The sequence below is a fragment of the Allobosea sp. NPDC055353 genome (genome assembly GCF_053644975.1).
Window position 1 is genome coordinate 1030985 of sequence record NZ_JBSHMC010000002.1, and the last position, 17987, is coordinate 1048971.

Annotated in this window: 21 protein-coding genes and 1 tRNA gene; 12 read left to right on the top strand and 10 right to left on the bottom strand. The window is 67.2% G+C overall.

The annotated features are described in order from the left end of the window. Positions 1–50 precede the first annotated feature (50 nt). The 7 genes from ACWIEX_RS18285 (at position 51) to ACWIEX_RS18315 (ending at position 7052) form a co-directional block, all read left to right on the top strand. Positions 51–965 (top strand): branched-chain amino acid ABC transporter permease, encoded by a 915-nt coding sequence (locus tag ACWIEX_RS18285; RefSeq protein WP_454034399.1) that lies wholly within the window; start codon positions 51–53, stop codon positions 963–965. Next, positions 958–1980 (top strand): branched-chain amino acid ABC transporter permease, encoded by a 1023-nt coding sequence (locus ACWIEX_RS18290; protein ID WP_454034400.1) that lies wholly within the window; start codon positions 958–960, stop codon positions 1978–1980. The genes ACWIEX_RS18285 and ACWIEX_RS18290 overlap by 8 nt, the downstream gene beginning before the upstream one ends. Beyond that, the gene (locus tag ACWIEX_RS18295; protein ID WP_454034401.1) at positions 1977–2729 is read left to right on the top strand and encodes an ABC transporter ATP-binding protein; all 753 of its coding nucleotides are present in this window, start codon (positions 1977–1979) and stop codon (positions 2727–2729) included. Before ACWIEX_RS18290 ends, ACWIEX_RS18295 begins: the two co-directional genes overlap by 4 nt. After that, on the top strand, positions 2729–3430 hold the full coding sequence (locus ACWIEX_RS18300) for an ABC transporter ATP-binding protein (protein WP_454034402.1): 702 nt from the start codon (positions 2729–2731) through the stop codon (positions 3428–3430). The genes ACWIEX_RS18295 and ACWIEX_RS18300 overlap by 1 nt, the downstream gene beginning before the upstream one ends. Next, positions 3417–4541 (top strand): alpha/beta hydrolase, encoded by a 1125-nt coding sequence (locus tag ACWIEX_RS18305; protein WP_454034403.1) that lies wholly within the window; start codon positions 3417–3419, stop codon positions 4539–4541. Before ACWIEX_RS18300 ends, ACWIEX_RS18305 begins: the two co-directional genes overlap by 14 nt. Then, a complete protein-coding gene (locus ACWIEX_RS18310; RefSeq protein WP_454034404.1) occupies positions 4538–5353 on the top strand; it encodes an aspartate dehydrogenase in 816 nt (271 codons plus the stop codon). The genes ACWIEX_RS18305 and ACWIEX_RS18310 overlap by 4 nt, the downstream gene beginning before the upstream one ends. Positions 5354–5618: 265 nt before the next feature. Then, on the top strand, positions 5619–7052 hold the full coding sequence (locus tag ACWIEX_RS18315) for an NAD-dependent succinate-semialdehyde dehydrogenase (protein WP_454034405.1): 1434 nt from the start codon (positions 5619–5621) through the stop codon (positions 7050–7052). Positions 7053–7055: 3 nt separating this feature from the next. Here ACWIEX_RS18315 and ACWIEX_RS18320 read toward each other — a convergent pair whose 3' ends face one another. Continuing rightward, a complete protein-coding gene (locus ACWIEX_RS18320) occupies positions 7056–7958 on the bottom strand; it encodes a LysR family transcriptional regulator (protein WP_454034406.1) in 903 nt (300 codons plus the stop codon). A 91-nt stretch (positions 7959–8049) separates the two neighbouring features. On the opposite strand from ACWIEX_RS18320, the gene ACWIEX_RS18325 reads away from it, so the two are divergent. Together ACWIEX_RS18325 and ACWIEX_RS18330 are read left to right on the top strand one after the other, a co-directional pair. Continuing rightward, positions 8050–9072: a bile acid:sodium symporter family protein gene (locus ACWIEX_RS18325; RefSeq protein WP_454034407.1), complete on the top strand. Its 1023-nt coding sequence runs from the start codon at positions 8050–8052 to the stop codon at positions 9070–9072. A 147-nt stretch (positions 9073–9219) separates the two neighbouring features. Then, the gene (locus tag ACWIEX_RS18330) at positions 9220–9432 is read left to right on the top strand and encodes a DUF2934 domain-containing protein (RefSeq protein WP_061970116.1); all 213 of its coding nucleotides are present in this window, start codon (positions 9220–9222) and stop codon (positions 9430–9432) included. 78 nt (positions 9433–9510) lie between these two features. Here ACWIEX_RS18330 and ACWIEX_RS18335 read toward each other — a convergent pair whose 3' ends face one another. The 3 genes from ACWIEX_RS18335 to ACWIEX_RS18345 form a co-directional block, all read right to left on the bottom strand. Further along, entirely contained in the window at positions 9511–9792 is a 282-nt protein-coding gene (locus tag ACWIEX_RS18335; protein ID WP_454034408.1) for a hypothetical protein, read from the bottom strand. Between the two features lie 182 nt (positions 9793–9974). Beyond that, complete coding sequence (locus ACWIEX_RS18340) at positions 9975–10184, bottom strand: hypothetical protein (RefSeq protein WP_454034409.1); 210 nt, start codon at positions 10182–10184, stop codon at positions 9975–9977. A 204-nt stretch (positions 10185–10388) separates the two neighbouring features. Next, positions 10389–10478: transfer RNA gene (locus tag ACWIEX_RS18345), tRNA-Ser, on the bottom strand. Between the two features lie 295 nt (positions 10479–10773). On the opposite strand from ACWIEX_RS18345, the gene ACWIEX_RS18350 reads away from it, so the two are divergent. The 3 genes from ACWIEX_RS18350 to ACWIEX_RS18360 all read left to right on the top strand — a co-directional run bounded on the left by ACWIEX_RS18350 (position 10774) and on the right by ACWIEX_RS18360 (position 12679). After that, entirely contained in the window at positions 10774–11463 is a 690-nt protein-coding gene (locus ACWIEX_RS18350; RefSeq protein WP_454034410.1) for a 50S ribosomal protein L21, read from the top strand. Between the two features lie 99 nt (positions 11464–11562). Continuing rightward, positions 11563–11829 carry a 50S ribosomal protein L27 gene (gene rpmA / locus ACWIEX_RS18355; protein WP_061970119.1) on the top strand — a complete coding sequence of 89 codons (267 nt, stop codon included), beginning with the start codon at positions 11563–11565 and terminating at the stop codon, positions 11827–11829. Positions 11830–11983: 154 nt separating this feature from the next. Then, a complete protein-coding gene (locus tag ACWIEX_RS18360) occupies positions 11984–12679 on the top strand; it encodes a GNAT family N-acetyltransferase (protein ID WP_454034411.1) in 696 nt (231 codons plus the stop codon). Positions 12680–12799: 120 nt separating this feature from the next. Here ACWIEX_RS18360 and denD (ACWIEX_RS18365) read toward each other — a convergent pair whose 3' ends face one another. The 6 genes from denD (ACWIEX_RS18365) to ACWIEX_RS18390 all read right to left on the bottom strand — a co-directional run bounded on the left by denD (ACWIEX_RS18365) (position 12800) and on the right by ACWIEX_RS18390 (position 17949). Continuing rightward, positions 12800–13780, bottom strand: coding sequence for a D-erythronate dehydrogenase (denD, locus tag ACWIEX_RS18365; RefSeq protein ID WP_454034412.1), 981 nt, complete (start codon positions 13778–13780; stop codon positions 12800–12802). Positions 13781–13813: 33 nt separating this feature from the next. Further along, entirely contained in the window at positions 13814–14800 is a 987-nt protein-coding gene (gene denD / locus ACWIEX_RS18370) for a D-erythronate dehydrogenase (RefSeq protein WP_454034413.1), read from the bottom strand. 95 nt (positions 14801–14895) lie between these two features. Further along, positions 14896–15642, bottom strand: a complete 747-nt coding sequence (locus ACWIEX_RS18375; protein ID WP_454034414.1) for an SDR family oxidoreductase — start codon at positions 15640–15642, stop codon at positions 14896–14898. 14 nt (positions 15643–15656) lie between these two features. After that, positions 15657–16790 carry a GNAT family N-acetyltransferase gene (locus tag ACWIEX_RS18380; RefSeq protein WP_454034415.1) on the bottom strand — a complete coding sequence of 378 codons (1134 nt, stop codon included), beginning with the start codon at positions 16788–16790 and terminating at the stop codon, positions 15657–15659. Continuing rightward, on the bottom strand, positions 16787–17113 hold the full coding sequence (locus tag ACWIEX_RS18385) for a hypothetical protein (RefSeq protein WP_091856913.1): 327 nt from the start codon (positions 17111–17113) through the stop codon (positions 16787–16789). The genes ACWIEX_RS18380 and ACWIEX_RS18385 overlap by 4 nt, the downstream gene beginning before the upstream one ends. Continuing rightward, the gene (locus tag ACWIEX_RS18390) at positions 17110–17949 is read right to left on the bottom strand and encodes an isocitrate lyase/PEP mutase family protein (protein ID WP_454034416.1); all 840 of its coding nucleotides are present in this window, start codon (positions 17947–17949) and stop codon (positions 17110–17112) included. The genes ACWIEX_RS18385 and ACWIEX_RS18390 overlap by 4 nt, the downstream gene beginning before the upstream one ends. Between the last annotated feature and the right edge of the window lie 38 nt (positions 17950–17987).

Below are 17987 nucleotides of genomic sequence, written 5' to 3' on the forward strand. Positions count from 1 at the left end.
CAGGAGAGGGTTCCCCGAGCCTTTGTCGGGGTTTTCCGGCTTCCTCACCAATGACGCTCGTTCTCGAACAATTGCTCAACGGCCTGCAGTTCGGCGTGATGCTGTTCCTGCTCGCGGCCGGGCTGACGCTGATCTTCGGCATCATGGGCGTGATCAACCTCGCCCATGGCTCGCTCTACATGGTCGGCGCCTATGCCGCCGCCTTCGCCGCGGCGCAGACCGGCTCCTTCGTCATCGCCGTACTCGCCGGCCTCGCTGCAGCCGCCTTCATCGGCATGGTGATGGAGCTCGTCGTGCTGCGAAGGCTCTATGCGCGGGATCATCTCGACCAGGTGCTGGCGACCTTTGCGCTGATCCTGATCTTCAACCAGAGCGTGACCCTGCTCTTCGGCCGCCAGCCGCTCTTCGTCTCGGTGCCGCCGGCACTGAACGGCTCGGTGCAGCTCCTGCCCGGCCTGACCTACCCGGTCTATCGCCTCGCGATCATCGCGGTCGGCCTGCTCGTCGCGCTCGGGCTCTATCTGCTGATCAACCGCACCCGCGTCGGCATGCTGGTGCGGGCCGGCGCCGCCCATCGCGAGATGGTGCGCGCGCTCGGCGTCGATATCCGCCTGCTCTACACCGCCGTCTTCGGGCTCGGCGCCCTGCTCGCCGGCCTTGCCGGCCTGATGGCCGGGCCGATCCTCGCCGTGCAGGTCGGCATGGGCGAGCAGATCCTGATCATGACCTTCGTCGTCGTGGTGATCGGCGGCGTCGGCTCGATCCGCGGCGCTTTCTTCGGCGCGCTGCTCGTAGGCCTCGTCGATACGTCCCTGCGCGCCTTCGCACCCGGCCTGCTGCGCCATGTCATGACCGGCTCGGAAGCCGATGCGCTCGGCGCCGGCCTCGCCTCGATGGGCATCTATCTGCTGATGGCGATCGTGCTGCTGGTGCGGCCCAAGGGACTGTTCCCCGCCCATGTCTGATAACGCCATCACCCGCACGGACACAGCCGCGCCCGCGCTGGGCCGCATCGTCGCGCTGCTGGCGCTCGCCGTCGCGCTGATCGCCCTGCCCTTCATCGTCAAGGCGATCGGCCAGCCGGCGCTGGTGCCGCTGGCGACGCGTGTCCTGATCTACGCCATCGCCGCCGCCAGCCTGAACCTCGCGCTCGGATTCGGCGGGATGGTCTCGTTCGGCCACGCCGCCTTCTTCGGCATCGGCGGCTATGCCGTCGGCATCCTCTACCGGACCTTCGCCGACGACGCGCTCTTCCTCGGCTTCATCCCCGGCACGGACCAACTCCTGATCACGCTGCCGGCCGCGATCCTCGTCGCCGGCCTGTTCGCCTGCGTCATCGGCGCGCTGTCCCTGCGTACGAGCGGCGTGCAGTTCATCATGATCACGCTCGCCTTCGCGCAGATGCTGTTCTTCCTGTTCGTCTCGCTCAAGGCCTATGGCGGCGATGACGGCATGACGATCCGCCGCCGCAACGCGCTCTTCGACCTCAACACCCGCGACGACGTGACCTTCTATTTCACCTGTCTGGCCATCGCGGCGCTGGTCTTCCTCGCGCTTTGGCGCATCGTCGGCTCACGCTTCGGCATGGTGCTCGCCGGCATCCGCCAGAACGAGCGGCGCATGGCCGCGATCGGCATCGCGCCTTATCGCTACAAGCTTGCCGCCTTCGTCATCTCCGGCATGGGCGCCGGCCTCGCGGGCGCGCTGATGGCCAACTACCTTCGCTTCGTCAGCCCCGACATGCTGCACTGGACCAAGTCCGGCGAGCTGATGATCATGGTCATCCTCGGCGGCGTCGGCACCTTGCTCGGCCCGCTGCTCGGCGCCGCCGCCCTCGTCATCCTCGAGACTGTTCTGACAAGCTGGACCGAGCATTGGCAGCTCGTGCTCGGCCCGAGCCTGCTCCTCGTCGTGCTCTTCACGCAAGGGGGGCTCAACGGCCTGCTCGCTCGCCTCGGCCTCGGCAGGAGCGCCCCATGACCGCGACGCTCCTCTCCGTGCGCGGCCTGCGCAAGCGCTTCGGCGGGCTCATTGCCACCGACGGCGTCGATCTCGACGTGCGTGACGGCGAAATCCATGCCCTGATCGGCCCCAACGGCGCCGGCAAGACCACGCTTCTGACCCAGCTTTTCGGCGAGCTCTCGCATGACGAAGGCGCGATCAGCCTGTCCGGCGAGGATATCGGCGCCCTGCCGACCGCCCAGCGCGTCCGACGCGGCCTCGCCCGCACCTTTCAGATCACCCAGCTCCTGCCGGACTTCACGATGCTCGACAATGTCGCGCTCGCCGTGCAGGCCCATGACGGCCACAGCTTCCGCTTCCTCGGCAACGCGCGCCGCGACGAGAGCCTGCGGACCCGCGCCCGCCAGCATCTCGCCACCGCGGGCCTGAGCCACCGCGCCGAGGTGAAGGTCGCCGACCTCTCCCATGGCGAGCAGAAGCAGCTCGAATTCGCGATCGCGCTCGCCTGCGAGCCGCGTCTCCTGCTGCTCGACGAGCCCATGGCGGGGCTCGGCCATGCCGAGAGCGAGCAGATGGTCGCGATGCTCTCCGCGCTCAAGGGCCGCGTCACCATGCTGCTGGTCGAGCACGACATGGAGGCCGTCTTCGCCCTGGCCGACCGCATCTCCGTGCTGGTCTATGGCCGCGTCATCGCCACCGGCACGGCCGAGCAGATCCGCGACAACCTGGAGGTCCGCACCGCCTATCTCGGCGAGGGAGACGCCTGATGCTGAGCGTGCGCAACCTGCAATCCGCCTATGGCCGGAGCCAAGTCCTGTTCGATGTCGCGCTCGACATCGCCGAGGGCGAGGTCGTGACCCTGCTCGGCCGCAACGGCATGGGCAAGACCACGACCGTGCGCTCGATCATGGGCCTGCTGGCCCCCAAGGGCGGCGATATCCGCTTCGAGAGCCAGGACGTCCGCGGCATCGCGCCCGAAAAGATCGCCCGCTGCGGCATCGGCCTCGTGCCGGAAGGCAGGCAGGTCTTCCCGACGCTCTCCGTGCGCGAGAACCTCGTCGCCACCGCCTCGAACCGTCTGAAGCGCTCCTCACCCTGGACGCTGGAACGGGTCTACGTCCTCTTCCCCCGCTTGGAGGAGCGCGCCGGACAATCCGCCCGCACGCTCTCTGGCGGCGAGCAGCAGATGCTTGCTGTCGGCCGCGCCCTGATGACCAATCCCAAGCTCCTCATCCTCGACGAAGCGACCGAAGGCTTGGCGCCGGTGATCCGGGCCGAGATCTGGGGCTGCATCGAGACGCTGAAGGCTCAAGGGCAGTCGATCCTGCTGATCGACAAGAACATCAACGTGCTGAAGCGCATCGCCGACCGGCACTACATCATCGAGAAGGGCCGCACGGTCTGGTCAGGCTCCAGCACCGACCTCGCCGACAATGCGGAACTGGTGCATCGCTATGTCGGCGTCTGAAGACCTTTCCGAAATCGTCGCGCAGAGCGCCGAGAATGACCCGGTCGAGGCCCTGCGCGATGCGCTGGGCGACATCCTCGCCGGGCTGGTCGCCGCCGGCTGCGGCCCGCATCATCTGCGCGAGATGGTCTGGGAGACAAACCGGCCCGAGGCCTTCCACCTCTCTCGCCACACCGTCGAGTTGGCCTATCGCGAGACCTTCGCCGGCTTCCGCCCGCCGATCCGTCTCGCACCAAGGAACGAAGCCGGCCTGACCATCCGCGCCCGCCATGCAGCGGCCCAGCCCCTGCCCGATACGCTGGTCGACGGCTACACGCTGCGCGATCTCGGCCGGCAATACAGCCCGCGCCTGCAGGCCGACATGAAGGCGCTGTTCCGGCAATGGAGCCGCGACGGCGAGGCCTTTCGCGCCCGTCACGGCGCCGCCGACCTCGCCTATGGCCCGGACCGCTTCGAGAGGCTCGACCTCTATCGCCCGGCAGGCGTGACACGCGCGCCGATCTTCGTCTTCATCCATGGCGGCTACTGGCAGGCCTCGGACAAGGTCCAGCATGCCCAGTTCGCGCAAGGGCTGCTCGACGCGGGTTATGCCGTCGCCATGCCGAATTACGGGCTGGCGCCGGATACGCCGCTGGAAGACAGCCTCGCCCAAAGCGTCGCCGCGCTGAACTTCCTCATCCGCGAAGCTGACGCGCTCGGGCTCGATGCCGACAGCCTGCATATCTCCGGCCACTCCGCCGGCGGGCATCTCGCGGCCATGGTGCTCTGCGCCCCGGATGCGCCCCCGATCGCCTCGGCCCTGCTGCTCTCCGGCCTGTATCATCTCAATCCGCTCGGCCATCTGCCGCTCGGCCGCCTGCTCGGGCTCGACGATGCCGCGCGTGCCACAAGGCTCAGCCCGATCGCCCAGCCGCGCCCTCAGGCAACCCGGATCGCCTTCGCGGTCGGCGAAGGCGAGAGCGACGCCTTCAAGGCGCAATCGGCTGCGCTCGCCGCGACATGGCAGGCGCCGGCCCCCCTGATCTGTCCGGGCCACCATTTCAGCATGCTGGAAGGCCTGAACGGCGGCGCCCTGCTTGATCTCGCGCTGGAAACGGCGGAAGGCTCATGACGCACTCTCGCAAGCCACTGCGCCTCGCCCTGATCGGCTGGGGCGCCATCAATCGTCGTGTCGCGGAACTGCTGGCGGAGCGAGACGACGGTGCAATCGCCATCGTCACCGTAGCCGTCCGCAACCCCACCGCAGCCGGCGATATCCCGGCGGGCGCGAAACTCATCACAGCACCCGACGAACTGGCAGGGCTGGATCTCGACCTCATCATCGAGGCTGCCGGCCGCGAAGCTGTCGGCATCTGGGGCGAGGCCGCGCTTACGCATGCGCCAGCTTTCGCCGTCGCCTCGACCAGCGCCTTCTGCGACGACGCCCTGCTCGCTCGCCTGATCGCTGCCGCCGAGAGCAGCGGCAGCCAGCTCCTGATCCCGCCCGGCGCGCTCGCCGGGATCGACGGCATTGCGGCCGCCTCGCTGCTGCCGCTCGACGAGGTCGTCCACCGCATCGTCAAGCCGCCGGCCGCCTGGCGCGGCACCTCTGCCGAGAGCCTGATCGCGCTCGATCAGATCACCGAGGCGACGGCCTTCTTCTCGGGCACCGCCCGCGAAGCCGCCTCCCGCTTCCCGCAGAACGCCAATGTCGCGGTGATCTCGGCGCTTGCCGGCATTGGACTCGACCGCACGCGCGTCGAACTCGTCGCGGACCCCGCCGCCGGTGGCAACGGCCACCAGCTCAGTGCGCGCGGCGCCTTCGGCAAGCTCGACATCGCCATCGAGAACCGCCCGCTCGCCACCAACCCGAAATCCTCGGAGATGACGGCGCTGGGGCTGGTCCGGCTGATCGAGAACCGCGTGCGCACGCTGGTGCGCTGACCTTTCTTTGTCATTCCGGGCGCAGCGAAGCGAAGACCCGGAATCCACGACTGGGCGCCGCGCCCTTGGGTGGTTTCCGGATCTGCGCCGCTTTGCGGCTTGTCCGGAATGACAATGAGGCGATCGCCCCATTCATAACGATAACAATCTGAATTTATCTGATTTAGCCGACTGGATCACAGAATGACCCGCCACCTATGGTCCTCGTGAGACAGGCGGAAACGCCCCGAAGAGACCGCTGAACGCATCGCCAGCCGAGGCTTCCATGACGACCTATCCCGATCTCAAGCTCTATATCGGCGGCGCCTGGCGGAAGACGGCGGAGGAGCAGCCGGTCATCAACCCGGCCGACGAGAGCGTCATCGGCGCAGTGCCGCTCGCCTCCCATGCCGATCTCGACGACGCGCTGACGGCCGCAGCCGAAGGCTTCAAGGTCTGGAGCCGGATGGCCCCGCGCATCCGCGGCGAGATCATGCTCAAGGCCGCCGCGCTGATGCGCGAGCGCGTCGAGGAAATCGCCCATGCGATCACGCTGGAGCACGGCAAGCCGCTGGCGCAGGCCCGGCTCGAGGTCGTCAGGGGCTGCGAGTTCTTCGAATGGGACGCAGCCGAAGGCCAGCGCGCCTATGGCCGCGTCATCCCGAGCGAGCCCGGCATCCGCTATGTCGTGATCCACCAGCCGGTCGGCACGGTCGCGGCCTTCTCGCCCTGGAATTTCCCGATGAGCCAGCCCTGCCGCAAGATCGCGGGCGCGCTCGCCGCCGGCTGCTCGATCATCATCAAGGCGGCCGAGGAAACCCCGGCCGGCGCCCTGCATATCGCGCGGGCCCTGCATGATGCCGGCGTGCCGCCCGGCGTGTTCAACCTCGTCTTCGGCGTGCCCGCCAAGATTTCGAGCTATCTCATCCCGCAGGCCCAGACCCGCCTCGTCGCCTTCACCGGCTCGACAGCGGTCGGCAAGCATCTCTCGGAGCTCGCCGCACGCCATATGACGCCGGTGTTGATGGAGCTCGGCGGCCATGCTCCGGTCATCGTCTGCGACGATGTCGATCCGATTGCCGCAGCCCATCTCTCCGCCACCCGCAAGATCCGCAATGCCGGCCAGGTCTGCACCTCGCCGACGCGCTTCTTCGTGCAGCAGGAGATCTACGAGCGCTTCACCAAGGCCTTCGTCGCGCAGGCGCAGGCCGTGACCGTCGGCAACGGCCTCGATGCGAAGACCGAAATGGGCCCGGTCGCCAATCACCGCCGCATCGAGGCGCTGGAAGCGCTCACCGCCGATGCCCGCGCCCGCGGCGGGCGCGTGCTGGCGGGCGGAGAGCGCCTTGGCAATCGCGGCTATTTCTTCCCGCCCACCGTCCTCACCGAATTGCCGGACGATGCCCGTGCTCTACGTGAAGAGCCTTTCGGGCCGATGGCGATCATCAACCCCGTCCGCACGGTCGAGGAAGCGATCGAGAAGGCGAATTCCCTACCCTTCGGCCTCGCCGCTTACGGCTTCACCCATTCGGCCGCCCGCGCCGACCAGCTCACTGACGGCATCGAGGCCGGCAATGTCTCGATCAACACGCTGGAGGCTTCCGTCGCCGAGGTGCCCTTCGGTGGTGTCAAGGATAGCGGCTACGGCCGCGAGGGCGGGGCTGAGGGCCTCGCCCACTACATGACCGTCAAGACCCTCTCACACAAAATGGCCATCTGACTCCTATCCGCGCCTGACGCGCCGCGATGCTTCCGGCAGGAGGCGCCCCGCGCTCGCCAGGATGCTGTCGGCAAGCGCTCGCGCCGCTGCCTGATGCGACTGCCCGCCGATCACGACGAATTCGATCGTGCCCAGCGGCGGCAGCGCGTCACGCGGCTCGACCTCGGCAAGCCCCTGCGGGATCAGGCGGGCCGAATGCGCGGTGATGCCGAGGCCCGCCACCGTCGCCGCGCGCAGGCCCGCCAGGCTGCCGCTGGTACAGGCGACGCGCCAGGCGCGGCCCGCCCGCTCCAGCGTCTCGATGGCATGGACGCGCGTGATGCTGGGCGGCGGATAGAGCACGAGCGGCACCACCGGCTGCTCGGCCAACCCCGTGCCCGGCCGGCCGGCCCAGACGAGCCGCTCCTGCCAGGCGACCTCGCCGCGCGCATCGCCCTTGCGGCGCTTGGCGAAGATCAGGTCGAGATCGCCCGCGTCATAGTGCTCGTAGAGCAGGCCGCTCAGGCCGACCGTCAGCTCCAGATCGACCGCGTGATGCTGCATGGCGAAGGCGGCGAGGATCTCCGGCAGCGCCGTATAGGCGAAATCCTCGGAGACCCCGAGCCGGAGCCGCCCGCGCAAGGTCGAGCCCGCGAGATGACGCTCGATCCGCTGTCCCGCCTCGAGCGCCTGCCGCGCGAAGGGCAGGATCGCATCTCCGTCCGGCGTCGGCCGAACCTCATGCGTGTCGCGCGCGAGCAGCCGCCGCCCGAGGCGCTTTTCCAGTCGCGCGACATGCTGGCTGACCGAGGACTGGCGCAGGCCGAGCTGGCGAGCCGCTTCGGTGAAGCTCAAGGTCTCGCAGACCTTGAGGAAGCTCTGCAGCAGGACGGGGTCGAGCGGCTTCTGGGCAGCGTTCGTTGTCATTGCGATTCATGATAGCCGATATCATTGCCAGTCGGGATCAAAATGAGCGGGGAAAGGATTACAAGGCGGCACCTTATCGGAAGGACCGCAGATGCTCCGCCGCACGCTCGCCCGCTTCGGGATCGACCCCTATCTGATCGCGCTCATGGCGACGGTCGCGATCGCGGCCGTATTCCCCGCCCATGGCGAAGGCGCGATGATCGCCAATGACGCCGTCTCGGTGGCGGTTGCGCTCCTGTTCTTCCTTTATGGGGCGAGGCTCTCGCCGCAGGCCGTCTGGGAAGGCCTGCTGCACTGGCGCCTGCAATCGCTTGTCTTCGCCAGCACCTATGTGCTGTTCCCGCTGCTCGGCCTACTGCTCACCCGCATCTTCGGCGGCTTCCTGCCGTCCGAACTGATCGCCGGCCTGATCTTCGTCTGCATCCTGCCCTCGACCGTGCAGTCCTCGATCGCCTTTACCTCGATCGCGCGCGGCAATGTCGCGGCGGCGCTGTGCAGCGCTTCGATCTCCAACCTCTTCGGAATGGTTCTGACGCCGCTGCTCGTCGTCGTGCTGCTCAATGCGACGGGCGGCGGCTTCAGCACGCGTGCCGTCGAGAGCATCGCCCTGCAATTGCTGCTGCCCTTCCTGGTCGGGCAGTTGCTCCGCCGCTGGATCGGCCCCTTTCTGCAGCGTCACAAGGCGCCGATCTCGCTGGTTGATCGCGGCTCGATCCTGCTCGTCGTCTACGCCGCCTTCAGCGAGGGCATGGTCGCCGGCATCTGGTCACAGGTCACGCTCGCCGATCTCGGCCTCGTCATCGTCATCGACGTCGTCCTGCTCGCCGCGGTGCTGGCGATCACGACCTTCGCCAGCCGGCGCCTCGGCTTCTCCAAGGAGGACGAGATCGCCATCGTCTTCTGCGGCTCCAAGAAGAGCATGGCGAGCGGCATCCCGATGGCGAACATCCTGTTCCCCGGCCAGGCGCTCGGCCTGATCGTGCTGCCGCTGATGCTGTTCCACCAGGCCCAGCTCTTCGCCTGCGCCGTCCTGGCCCAGCGCTATGCGCGCCGTCCCGTTCAAGCAAAAGCCGAAATACCCGGCGAAGCGGAGCTGGCGACAGCAAAGATCTGAACATCCCGCCCGCGCCGGGCTGGTCTTTCATCGCGCGCGGGAACAACCCGGCCGATCCGCGGTTGTTCCCCTGCACGGCAAGGCCGTCATCCTCTCCGAAACCAGGGTTCCCCGATGCGCATCGGGGAGCGATCATGGAGGCGAGACATGAAGCAGGACGACAAGACCCAGCACGAGATCCGGAAGATCGCCTACGGGCTCTGGATCAAGGACGGACAGCCCGAGGGCCGCGACCGCGAGCACTGGGAAGCCGCCAAGGAGATCTGGGCCTTCCGCAGCCATAACCACGTCCTCGACGACACCGACGATTCCGGCGCGGGCACGGCGAAGAAGCGCCGGCAGACATCAGACGCGGCCTGAGCGGCCGGCCCGCCCGTCACGAACCGGCTGGAAAGAGAATGAGCAGCGAGGCAGGCGCCGTTATACGGCGCCTCGACCTCAGGGGCAGATATACCCGTTTGCGTCGGGCTGGCAGCGCGCGCCCGTCGGCAGCACCAGCGCCCCTCGCTCGCGCTTCACGTAATCGCCGTTCGGCAGAGTGAAGCCGCCGGTATGATCCGGCGTGACCCGCGTGCCGTCCGGCAGAGCGAGCTGTGCGCCGTCGCGAACGATGCGCTTGGCGGAAGGAGCCGCAGTCTGCTGGACAGGCTGGGGCCGGGATGAAACACAGCCGGCGGCCAGAACGGCAACCAGGCTGACGGCAAGCGATATCCTGATCATGAGTCCATCTTTGCCGCGCCTGAGGGCAGCGCGCAACCCTGCTTGCGAATTTACGACGAACCAACAGTTCAGGCTGCACGCGGGATCGACAGCGGTTCAAAGGGAGGCCGAAGACGTTTGCCGATTCGTTGCCGGCTACAGCAGCGGATCGACACTTCACATCCGAAAGGCCGCCCGGCGATCTAGCCGGTTTCGCCTGTGCGCTCCTGCGAAACCGTCGCCGACTGGCGTTCGGCGGTACGATCGAGGCATTCCGCCATCTGGGCGGTACCCCAGCCGAATTTCGAGCACTCTGCAGTGCCCACGGTGTAATCCCGCGTCGGATGTTGGGATTGAGGCGTGCTGTTGCAGCCGGTGAGAGCCAGGGTGATAATGGCAAGCGCCAATCGCATCGGGGGCCTCCTTGCTGTGGGAGCCGCGATTAAGGCGCAACCTGGCCGGTCAGTTCAACCCCGTTCCATACCGGTGGCCGTTTCCAGCGAGCCGCAAGCCGGCCTTGCGCACCTGACGCCACGGATTGCGAGGAAATGGCGAACGGACGCTTTACGCCGCCGCGCGGCACGTCTCGTTTCAGATTAGCGCAGCAATTGAGAGAGTGGCGGACAGGGAGGGATTTGAACCCCCGATACCCTTGCAGGTATGCCGCATTTCGAGTGCGGTGCATTCAACCACTCTGCCACCTGTCCGCGGTCGCCTTCGGTCGAAGCGAGGCGGTTACTACACAAGCCGCGTCCGGGGAGCAAGCCTCCTGCGCAGGAGAAATCCACTCTTCCCCGCCGCTTTCGCTTGACCTCTCCCGGCCTTGCGACTATCGAGCACCGTCCGGCGCGGGGAAACTCGCGCCCGATCTCTTTTGGCATGTGCGCTGCGTCGCATGTCGCAAGAGCAAGCCAGACCACGCAATCGACTGCCAAAAAGCCGTCCCGCAGGCGCTCCCACCGGAAGCGCCGTGACAGGACGGGGCCGAACATGGAGGACAAAATGTTCGCAGTCATCAAGACCGGCGGGAAGCAGTTCCGCGTCGCCGCCAACGACAAGATCACCGCCGCCAAGATCGAAGGCAACCCGGGCGACACCGTCGCTTTCGGCTCCGTGCTGATGCTCACCGAGGGTGAGAAGACCACGCTCGACGCCAAGGCCCTCTCCGACATCACCGTCGTCGGTGAAATCGTCGAGCAGGCTCGTGGCGAGAAGGTCATCGCCTTCAAGAAGCGCCGCCGCCAGAATTCGAAGCGCAAGCGCGGCTTCCGCGCCGAGCTGACCGTCATCCGCATCACCGACATCCTCACCGGCGGCAAGAAGCCGGAGATGAAGAAGGGCGATGCCTCCGCTGTGGCGCTGAAGGCCGCCTCGACCGCGACCAAGGGCAAGGCCGCTCCGAAGGCCGCCAAGGCTGCTGCGGCCACTGAGGCCCTCGACGCCTCGAACCTCTCGCTGATCTCGGGCGTCGGCCCGACCATCGAGAAGAAGCTGCGCGCCGCCGGCATCACCTCGTGGAACGACATCGCCGCCTGGACCGAGGCCGATATCGCCAAGTGGGACGAGGAGCTCAAGCTGCGTGGCCGCGCCACCCGCGAGGAGTGGGTCGAGCAGGCCAAGGAGCTGCTCGCCGGCAAGCCGCCGCGCGCCAAGGCCGACCAGGCCGAGCAGGCTTCGGGCGAGGACTACTGACGGCATCCGTCAGCGCAGATTGATCGTCGGACCCGAACCGGCTGGCTTTCGCCGCCGATTCGGGTTACAGAGACAGCACAAGTTTTGAGGTAGGGCGTTATGGCTCATAAAAAGGCAGGCGGTTCATCCCGCAACGGTCGCGACTCCGAAGGCAGGCGCCTCGGCGTCAAGAAGTTCGGCGACCAGGCCGTGATTCCGGGCAACATCATTATCCGTCAGCGCGGCACCAAGTGGCATGCCGGCGCCAATGTCGGCATGGGCAAAGACCATACCCTCTTTGCGACGGCGAATGGCCGAGTCCGATTCACGACGAAACTCGGCCGAGCTTTCGTGAACGTAGTTCCGGCCCAAGAGGCCGCAGAGTAAAAGGCGGATAGGGAATTCTCTCGATCCGCCGGTTCCATCGAACCGAACGGATCAAGGGTTAAAAGACCCAATACGGGTCTCCCGAAGGTCAGCGAAGGGGAGATGGGACCAAAGTCCCAGCTCCCTTTTTCGTTTGCGCCGACGGAGAGACGATATGTTCCCCGAACTGACCCGCGACGATGTCTTCCGGCTCGAGACCCGCCGTCTCTGGCTGCGTTGGCCCCGCATGGCCGATGGCAATGCCATCCTGCGCCTCGCCGGCGAGAAGGCGGTGGCGGAGATGACGGCAGCGATTCCCCATCCCTACCCGCCCCAGGCGGTCGAGCCCTTCATCTTCGGGGCCCGCAAGGGCAACGCGCTGGGCGAGCATCTCGCGCTGGCCATCACCCCGCGTTCGAAGCCGAACGAGTTGATCGGCATGATCAGCGCGCACAGGCAGGCGACGGGCGTGCCCTTCATCGGCTACTGGCTCGGCACCCCGCACTGGGGCAAGGGCTATGCGACGGAGGCCGTGCAGGGCCTGATCGACAGCCTGTTCTCGCTGATCGACCTGGCCGCGATCGAGGCCGATACCCGCGTCATCAACCCGGCTTCGCGGCGGGTGCTGGAAAAGTCCGGTTTCCGGTCGGAGGGCTCGTTTCTGAAGTCGCTGCCGGCGCGTGGCGGGCTGTTCCCCTGCGAGCAGTTCCGGCTCGACCGCTCGACCTGGACGGCGCTCAAGAGTTGGAGCGCCAGCGGCTGGGCTCATGCGCCTGAACTGGAACCGGAGCAGGAACCCGCGCGCAGCGCGCCGGCGCTCGGCATGCCTCCGCGCCGCCAGCAGGAACAGGCCGAGCCCTGCCCGGTCTGAAGATCTGCAGCCGTCATGCTCGCCCTTGTGGCGAGCATCCACGTCTTGAATACGGACTTTGACCGAGGAAGACGTGGATGGTCGGGACAAGCCCGACCATGACGGAAGTGCAGTTTCGTCTTACTTCACGAAGGTCCCGTGCAGCTCGTCCTCGATATGCACGCGGATGATCTCCTCGAAATTCGCCTCCGACCTGAAGCCGAGCGCCAGAGCGCGCTGCGGATCGAAATTGCGCGGCCAGCCGGCGACGATCCCGTCGATCACCGGGTCCGTCACGCGCTTGATGCGCTTGACCACGTTCTCGCCGGCGACCTTGCGCAGCGTCTCGATCTGCTCAGCGACCGTGCAGGAATAGCCCGGCATCGTCAGGGCGCGGCGCGGCCCGATCGCAGCCGTATCCATCGTCGCGGCATGGATCAGGAAGCCCACCGCCGAGCGCGGCGAGGCATGCCAGTGGCGGACCTGGTCCGAAACCGGCAGCACCGCCTCCTCGCCGTTCAGCGGCTCGCGGATGATGTTGGAGAAGAAGCCCGAGGCCGCCTTGTTCGGCTTGCCCGGCCGCACGCAGATCGTCGGCAGGCGGATGCCGACGCCGTCGAAGAAGCCGCGCCGCGAGTAGTCGCAGAGCAGGAGCTCGCCGATCGCCTTCTGTGTGCCGTAGCTGGTCAGAGGCGTGGTGAAGAACTCGTCCTCGATCTTGTCGTGGAAGGGCGCGCCGAACACGGCAACCGAGGAGGTGAAGACCAGACGCGGCGTGTAGCCTTCCGCATGGCGGATCGCCTCGAAGAGATAGCGCGTGCCGTCGAGATTGATCCGGTAGCCCTTGTCGAAATCGGCCTCGGCCTCGCCCGAGACCACCGCCGCGAGATGGATGATCACCTCCGGCCGCGTCGCGATCAGCTTCTCGGCCTCGCCATGGATCGAGAGATCGGAGACCACCGCCTCGAAATCGAAGGGCGCGGCCGGCGGCGGCGAGGCGACGACGACGTCCTGCGCCGTCACGCGGGTCACCGGCTTGCCGCCGAGCTGGCCGTCGCGCGCCAGCCGCTCGATGAACTTGCGCCCGACCATGCCGGCGCCGCCGAGAACGAGAATATGCATCGGATCTGTCCTGAAGGTTCGCTTTGAGTTTCGTCAGTTCGGAAGATGGCCGCCGAGATCGTCTTCGATATGGACGCGGATGATCTCGTCGAAATCGCGTTCGGCCGTGAAGCCCAGAGCAAGCGCGCGCTTCGCGTCGAAGCGGGTCGGCCAGCCCGCGACGATCGCCGCGGAGGCGGGATCGGGCGCCCGCCGGATCAATTTCACCGCCTTGTCGCCGGCGATGCGGCGCAGCGCCTCGATCTGCTCGCCGACGGTGACGCAGACGCCCGGCATGCTCAGGTTGACGCGCGGGCCGAGCTCATTGCGCGAGAGGCCGGCGGCATGGATCAGGAAACCGACGGCCGAGCGCGGGCTGGCATGGGTGAAGAGCACCTCGTCACTGACCGGCAATAGCGCCTCAACGCCCTGCAACGGCTCGCGGATGATGCCGGAGAAGAAGCCGCCGGCCGAGGCATTGGGCTTGCCCGGCCTGACCACGATCGAGGGGAAGCGGATGCCGACGCCCTCGACGAAGCCCCGCCGGGAGTAGTCGGCCAGCAGCAATTCGCCGATCGCCTTCTGCGTGCCGTAGCTCGTCAGCGGCGTGACATGGAACTCGTCGGAGATCGACGCAGGGAACGGAGCGCCGAAAATGCCGCTCGAACTGGTGAAGACGAGCTTCGGCACGTAATCCGCCCCGCCCTCATGCCGGATCGCCTCCAGCAGGTTGTGCATGCCGTCGAGATTGACGCGGTAGCCCTTGTCGAAATCGCGCTCGGCCTCGCCCGAGATGATCGCGGCCAGATGAAAGACCAGGTCCGGCCGCAGCGCCGCCAGCTGCTTGGCGACAGCGGCATCGCCGGCATCCTCGACGCGGATCGTCGCGCGATCCGCAAGTTCCGCCGGCAGCGCGGGCGCCACCACATCGGTCAGCGTCAGCCTGTCGATCGCCTTGCCGGCGCATTGGCCTTCGCGGGCGAGGCGCTCCGCCAGCCTGCGGCCGACCATGCCGGCCGCACCCGTGATCAGGACATGCATGGGCTCTCCCTATCTGGTTCGCGTCTCGGGTCGCTCTTGGCGGCAACCTTGTCGGGAGGATGGAGGCGGTGGCCGCCCCCATCCCGAAGCAGGCTTCAGAGGGCGAAGCCGCCATCCGCCAGATGAATCTGGCCGGTGGTGTAGCTCGACTCGTCTGCCGCAAGGTAGACGGCGAGCGCAGCGATCTCCTCGGCCGTGCCAAGCCGGCCCATCGGCTGGCGATCGATGAAGGCCTGCCGGGCGGCCGCCTCCGTCGTCTTGGTGGCCTGGGCGAGATCCTTGATGCGCTGGTCGAGCGAGGGCGACTGGATCGTGCCGGGGCAGATCGCGTTGGCGCGCACGCCCTTCTTGATGTAGTCGGCCGCGACCGCCTTGGTCAGGCCGATCACCGCCGCCTTGGTCGCGCCATAGGCATAGCGGTTCGGGATGCCGCGCACCGATCCGGCGCCGGATGCGATATTGACGATCGAGCCCGAACCCTTGGCCAGCATGGCGGGCAGGAAGGCCTGGATCGTGCGGTGCATCGACTTGACGTTGAGGTCGAAGGAGAAGTCCCAGGCCTTGTCGTCGGTGTCGAGCACCGTGCCGTGATGGACGAAGCCGGCGGCGTTGACGAGGATGTCGAGGGGCCCGACCTTCTCGGCGAAGGCATTGACCGCCTTGGACGAAAGCACGTCGAGCTTGCGCTTCTTCGCCTTCGGGATCCCCTCCAGCAGGGCGACATCCTTGTCGGTCGCCCAGACGGTGGCGCCTTCCGCGACGAAAGCCTCGGCGATGGCCCGGCCGATCCCCTGCCCCGCGGCGGTGACGACCGCGACCTTGCCCTTCAAACGTCCTGCCATACCCGTGTCCTCTTTCAACCGGCTTTTGCAAAGGTCTTGCGCATATGGGTCAGCCGCCGGTCGGCCATGTCCTCATGATGCGTGATGGCGAAGCCCAGCCGCTCGTACCAGCCGATGCGCTGGGTCAGCTTGGCATGGGTGTAGAGATGGACCGAAGCATAGCCGAGCGCCTGCGCCCGCTCGTCGGCGAAGCCCATCAGCGCGGCGCCAAGCTTGCGGCCGGCGGCTTCAGGCGCGACGGCCACGCTCCAGATGGTGAAATCCTCCGGCTCGATGTCGAGCACCAGCGCGGCTTCGAGCTTGCCGGCATCCTCCGCGAGCCAGACCTCGTGCTCCGCGACGACCTGCGTATAGTCGGCGATGCGCGGCAGCGAGGGCACGCCGATGATGCTCTCGTTCGGCGTATAGGCAGCGTTCTTGAGCGCAAGGATCGCCGGGATGTCCGCGAGCCCGGCCCGGCGCAGCGCGACAGTTCCCGCATGGCCTCCGATCTGGTTGAAGGCACCGAGCGCGAGCTTCTGCTGTCCTTGGGCGTCGAAATTCGACGGCGCCAGCCAGCGACGGAACGCCTGCGCCCGCACCGGCCATTCGCCGTCCAGGATCGAAAACCAGGCGGTGTCGCGATTGGCGCCCTTCACCACCATGTGCTGGCGGAACAGCCCCTCGAACTGGAAACCGAAGCGCAGCGCGGCCCGCTTGGACGGCTCGTTCAGGTCGTTGCACTTCCACTCGTAGCGGCGATAGCCGAGCGAGAAACCGTAATCGCCGACGAGATAGATCGCCTCGGTCGCCGCCCGCGTCCGCTGCAGCGCAGGGGAATAGGTGACCGAGCCGACCTCGAACACGCCATGCTCGGGCCGGATCTCCATGATCCAGAGATGGCCCTTGGCCTTGCCGTCGGCCTTGTCGATCACGGCGAGCGGCACGATGCCGGCCTTGGCCACCATCGAGTCGAGCAACGCGCGGTAGGCGTCCTTGTCCTTCGGCGGCGGGGCCGAGAGCCAGTCCCAGACGCTGTCGCGCCCGACATCGGCGGCCCAGATGTCGTCGATATGCCTGGCGACATCGAGCGGTTCGAGCCGGCAATACTGGCCTTCCAGAACCTTGGCCGGCAGGAACGGGGGCGCCTTCCAGGCAAGAGCCGTCATGATGCCTCCTTCCCCTTCCAGCCGGCAAGGTCGAGCCGGATCTCCCAGCCCGCTCCGAGTTCTCCCGCAATGGCATGGGCGAGCGCTGCGCCCTCCGCTTCCCAGGCCAGCCGCTCGACCGCGTCGCTGAAATCGGAAGCCGCCGGTTCATCCTCGTCATAGATCGCGTCGAAGGCATCCATCCAGGCTTCGAGCCGGTCCGCAACCGCCTCGGAGAGCCCGACATCCTCGGCGTCGACCGCTCGACGCTTGCCCTTGGCATCGATCTGCCAGAGGCCGCTGAGCCCGAGCCATTCCGGCGCGATCAGCAGCGTGCCGCTCATGAACGCTCCGCGAGGTCTTTGGTGAAGAACGGGTTCAGCGGCGCCGAGGCGCCGTTGCCGGCGAAGCCCTTGAAGCTGCCCTCTTCCGCGATCAGGCGCGTGGCGTCGATGAAGGCTGCCCAGGCCGCCCGCGCCAGCGCCCCGCCGATCGAGATGCGCCGCGTGCCTGCCGCAGCGACATCCGCAACCGACAAACCGAAATCGCCATAGACCAGCGTGTTCACCGGCTTGCCGCCGGCGGCAGCGACGATGGTGGCGATATCGGCAGATGTCTTCGGGCCGGGGGCATAGAGCACATCGGCGCCGGCTGCCGCATAGGCCTCGATCCGCCGCGCCGATTCCTTCAGCGGCTCGGAATGGCCGGTCAGGAAGCACTCGGCGCGCGCCGTCAGCACGACGCCCGAGCCGGTCTCGTCGATCGCCTTGCGCGCCGCCTTGATGCGCTCGACCGCGAGCTCGAACGGATAGAGCGGCTCGTCCTGGCGCCCGGTCGCATCCTCGATCGAGAGCCCTGCGACGCCGGTCGCGACGCAAAGCTTCACATTGGCCGCGACGCCATCGGGCGTATCGGCATAGCCGTTCTCGAAATCGGCATTGACCGGGAGATCAGGCACCGCCTTCACGATATCGGCGATGTGCGCGAGCATCATGTCACGCGGCACGTCCTGGTCGGCGTGGCCTTGCGTGAAGGCATAGCCCGCGCTCGTCGTCGCCAGCGCCTTGAAGCCCTGTCCGCGCAGCCAGCGGGCCGAGCCAAGATCCCAGGGATTGGGCATCACGAAGCAGCCGGCCTCGTGGAGCTTGCGGAAGGCTTCGACCTGAGGGCTCTGTGCCATGGTTTAAATCGTTTCAAATGGAGGCGGGAGAAACGCCT

What these genes read in the sequence shown, in the direction of transcription:
- ACWIEX_RS18380 (WP_454034415.1), bottom strand. Translation starts at nt 16,790, where the DNA reads ATGACGGCTCTTGCCTGGAAGGCGCCCCCGTTCCTGCCGGCCAAGGTT.
- ACWIEX_RS18315 (WP_454034405.1), top strand. Translation starts at nt 5,619, where the DNA reads ATGACGACCTATCCCGATCTCAAGCTCTATATCGGCGGCGCCTGGCGG.
- ACWIEX_RS18360 (WP_454034411.1), top strand. Translation starts at nt 11,984, where the DNA reads ATGTTCCCCGAACTGACCCGCGACGATGTCTTCCGGCTCGAGACCCGC.
- ACWIEX_RS18375 (WP_454034414.1), bottom strand. Translation starts at nt 15,642, where the DNA reads ATGGCAGGACGTTTGAAGGGCAAGGTCGCGGTCGTCACCGCCGCGGGG.
- ACWIEX_RS18350 (WP_454034410.1), top strand. Translation starts at nt 10,774, where the DNA reads ATGTTCGCAGTCATCAAGACCGGCGGGAAGCAGTTCCGCGTCGCCGCC.
- ACWIEX_RS18390 (WP_454034416.1), bottom strand. Translation starts at nt 17,949, where the DNA reads ATGGCACAGAGCCCTCAGGTCGAAGCCTTCCGCAAGCTCCACGAGGCC.
- ACWIEX_RS18335 (WP_454034408.1), bottom strand. Translation starts at nt 9,792, where the DNA reads ATGATCAGGATATCGCTTGCCGTCAGCCTGGTTGCCGTTCTGGCCGCC.
- denD (WP_454034412.1), bottom strand. Translation starts at nt 13,780, where the DNA reads ATGCATATTCTCGTTCTCGGCGGCGCCGGCATGGTCGGGCGCAAGTTC.
- ACWIEX_RS18310 (WP_454034404.1), top strand. Translation starts at nt 4,538, where the DNA reads ATGACGCACTCTCGCAAGCCACTGCGCCTCGCCCTGATCGGCTGGGGC.
- ACWIEX_RS18330 (WP_061970116.1), top strand. Translation starts at nt 9,220, where the DNA reads ATGAAGCAGGACGACAAGACCCAGCACGAGATCCGGAAGATCGCCTAC.
- denD (WP_454034413.1), bottom strand. Translation starts at nt 14,800, where the DNA reads ATGCATGTCCTGATCACGGGTGCGGCCGGCATGGTCGGCCGCAGGCTG.
- ACWIEX_RS18290 (WP_454034400.1), top strand. Translation starts at nt 958, where the DNA reads ATGTCTGATAACGCCATCACCCGCACGGACACAGCCGCGCCCGCGCTG.
- ACWIEX_RS18295 (WP_454034401.1), top strand. Translation starts at nt 1,977, where the DNA reads ATGACCGCGACGCTCCTCTCCGTGCGCGGCCTGCGCAAGCGCTTCGGC.
- rpmA (WP_061970119.1), top strand. Translation starts at nt 11,563, where the DNA reads ATGGCTCATAAAAAGGCAGGCGGTTCATCCCGCAACGGTCGCGACTCC.
- ACWIEX_RS18305 (WP_454034403.1), top strand. Translation starts at nt 3,417, where the DNA reads ATGTCGGCGTCTGAAGACCTTTCCGAAATCGTCGCGCAGAGCGCCGAG.
- ACWIEX_RS18285 (WP_454034399.1), top strand. Translation starts at nt 51, where the DNA reads ATGACGCTCGTTCTCGAACAATTGCTCAACGGCCTGCAGTTCGGCGTG.
- ACWIEX_RS18340 (WP_454034409.1), bottom strand. Translation starts at nt 10,184, where the DNA reads ATGCGATTGGCGCTTGCCATTATCACCCTGGCTCTCACCGGCTGCAAC.
- ACWIEX_RS18325 (WP_454034407.1), top strand. Translation starts at nt 8,050, where the DNA reads ATGCTCCGCCGCACGCTCGCCCGCTTCGGGATCGACCCCTATCTGATC.
- ACWIEX_RS18385 (WP_091856913.1), bottom strand. Translation starts at nt 17,113, where the DNA reads ATGAGCGGCACGCTGCTGATCGCGCCGGAATGGCTCGGGCTCAGCGGC.
- ACWIEX_RS18320 (WP_454034406.1), bottom strand. Translation starts at nt 7,958, where the DNA reads ATGACAACGAACGCTGCCCAGAAGCCGCTCGACCCCGTCCTGCTGCAG.
- ACWIEX_RS18300 (WP_454034402.1), top strand. Translation starts at nt 2,729, where the DNA reads ATGCTGAGCGTGCGCAACCTGCAATCCGCCTATGGCCGGAGCCAAGTC.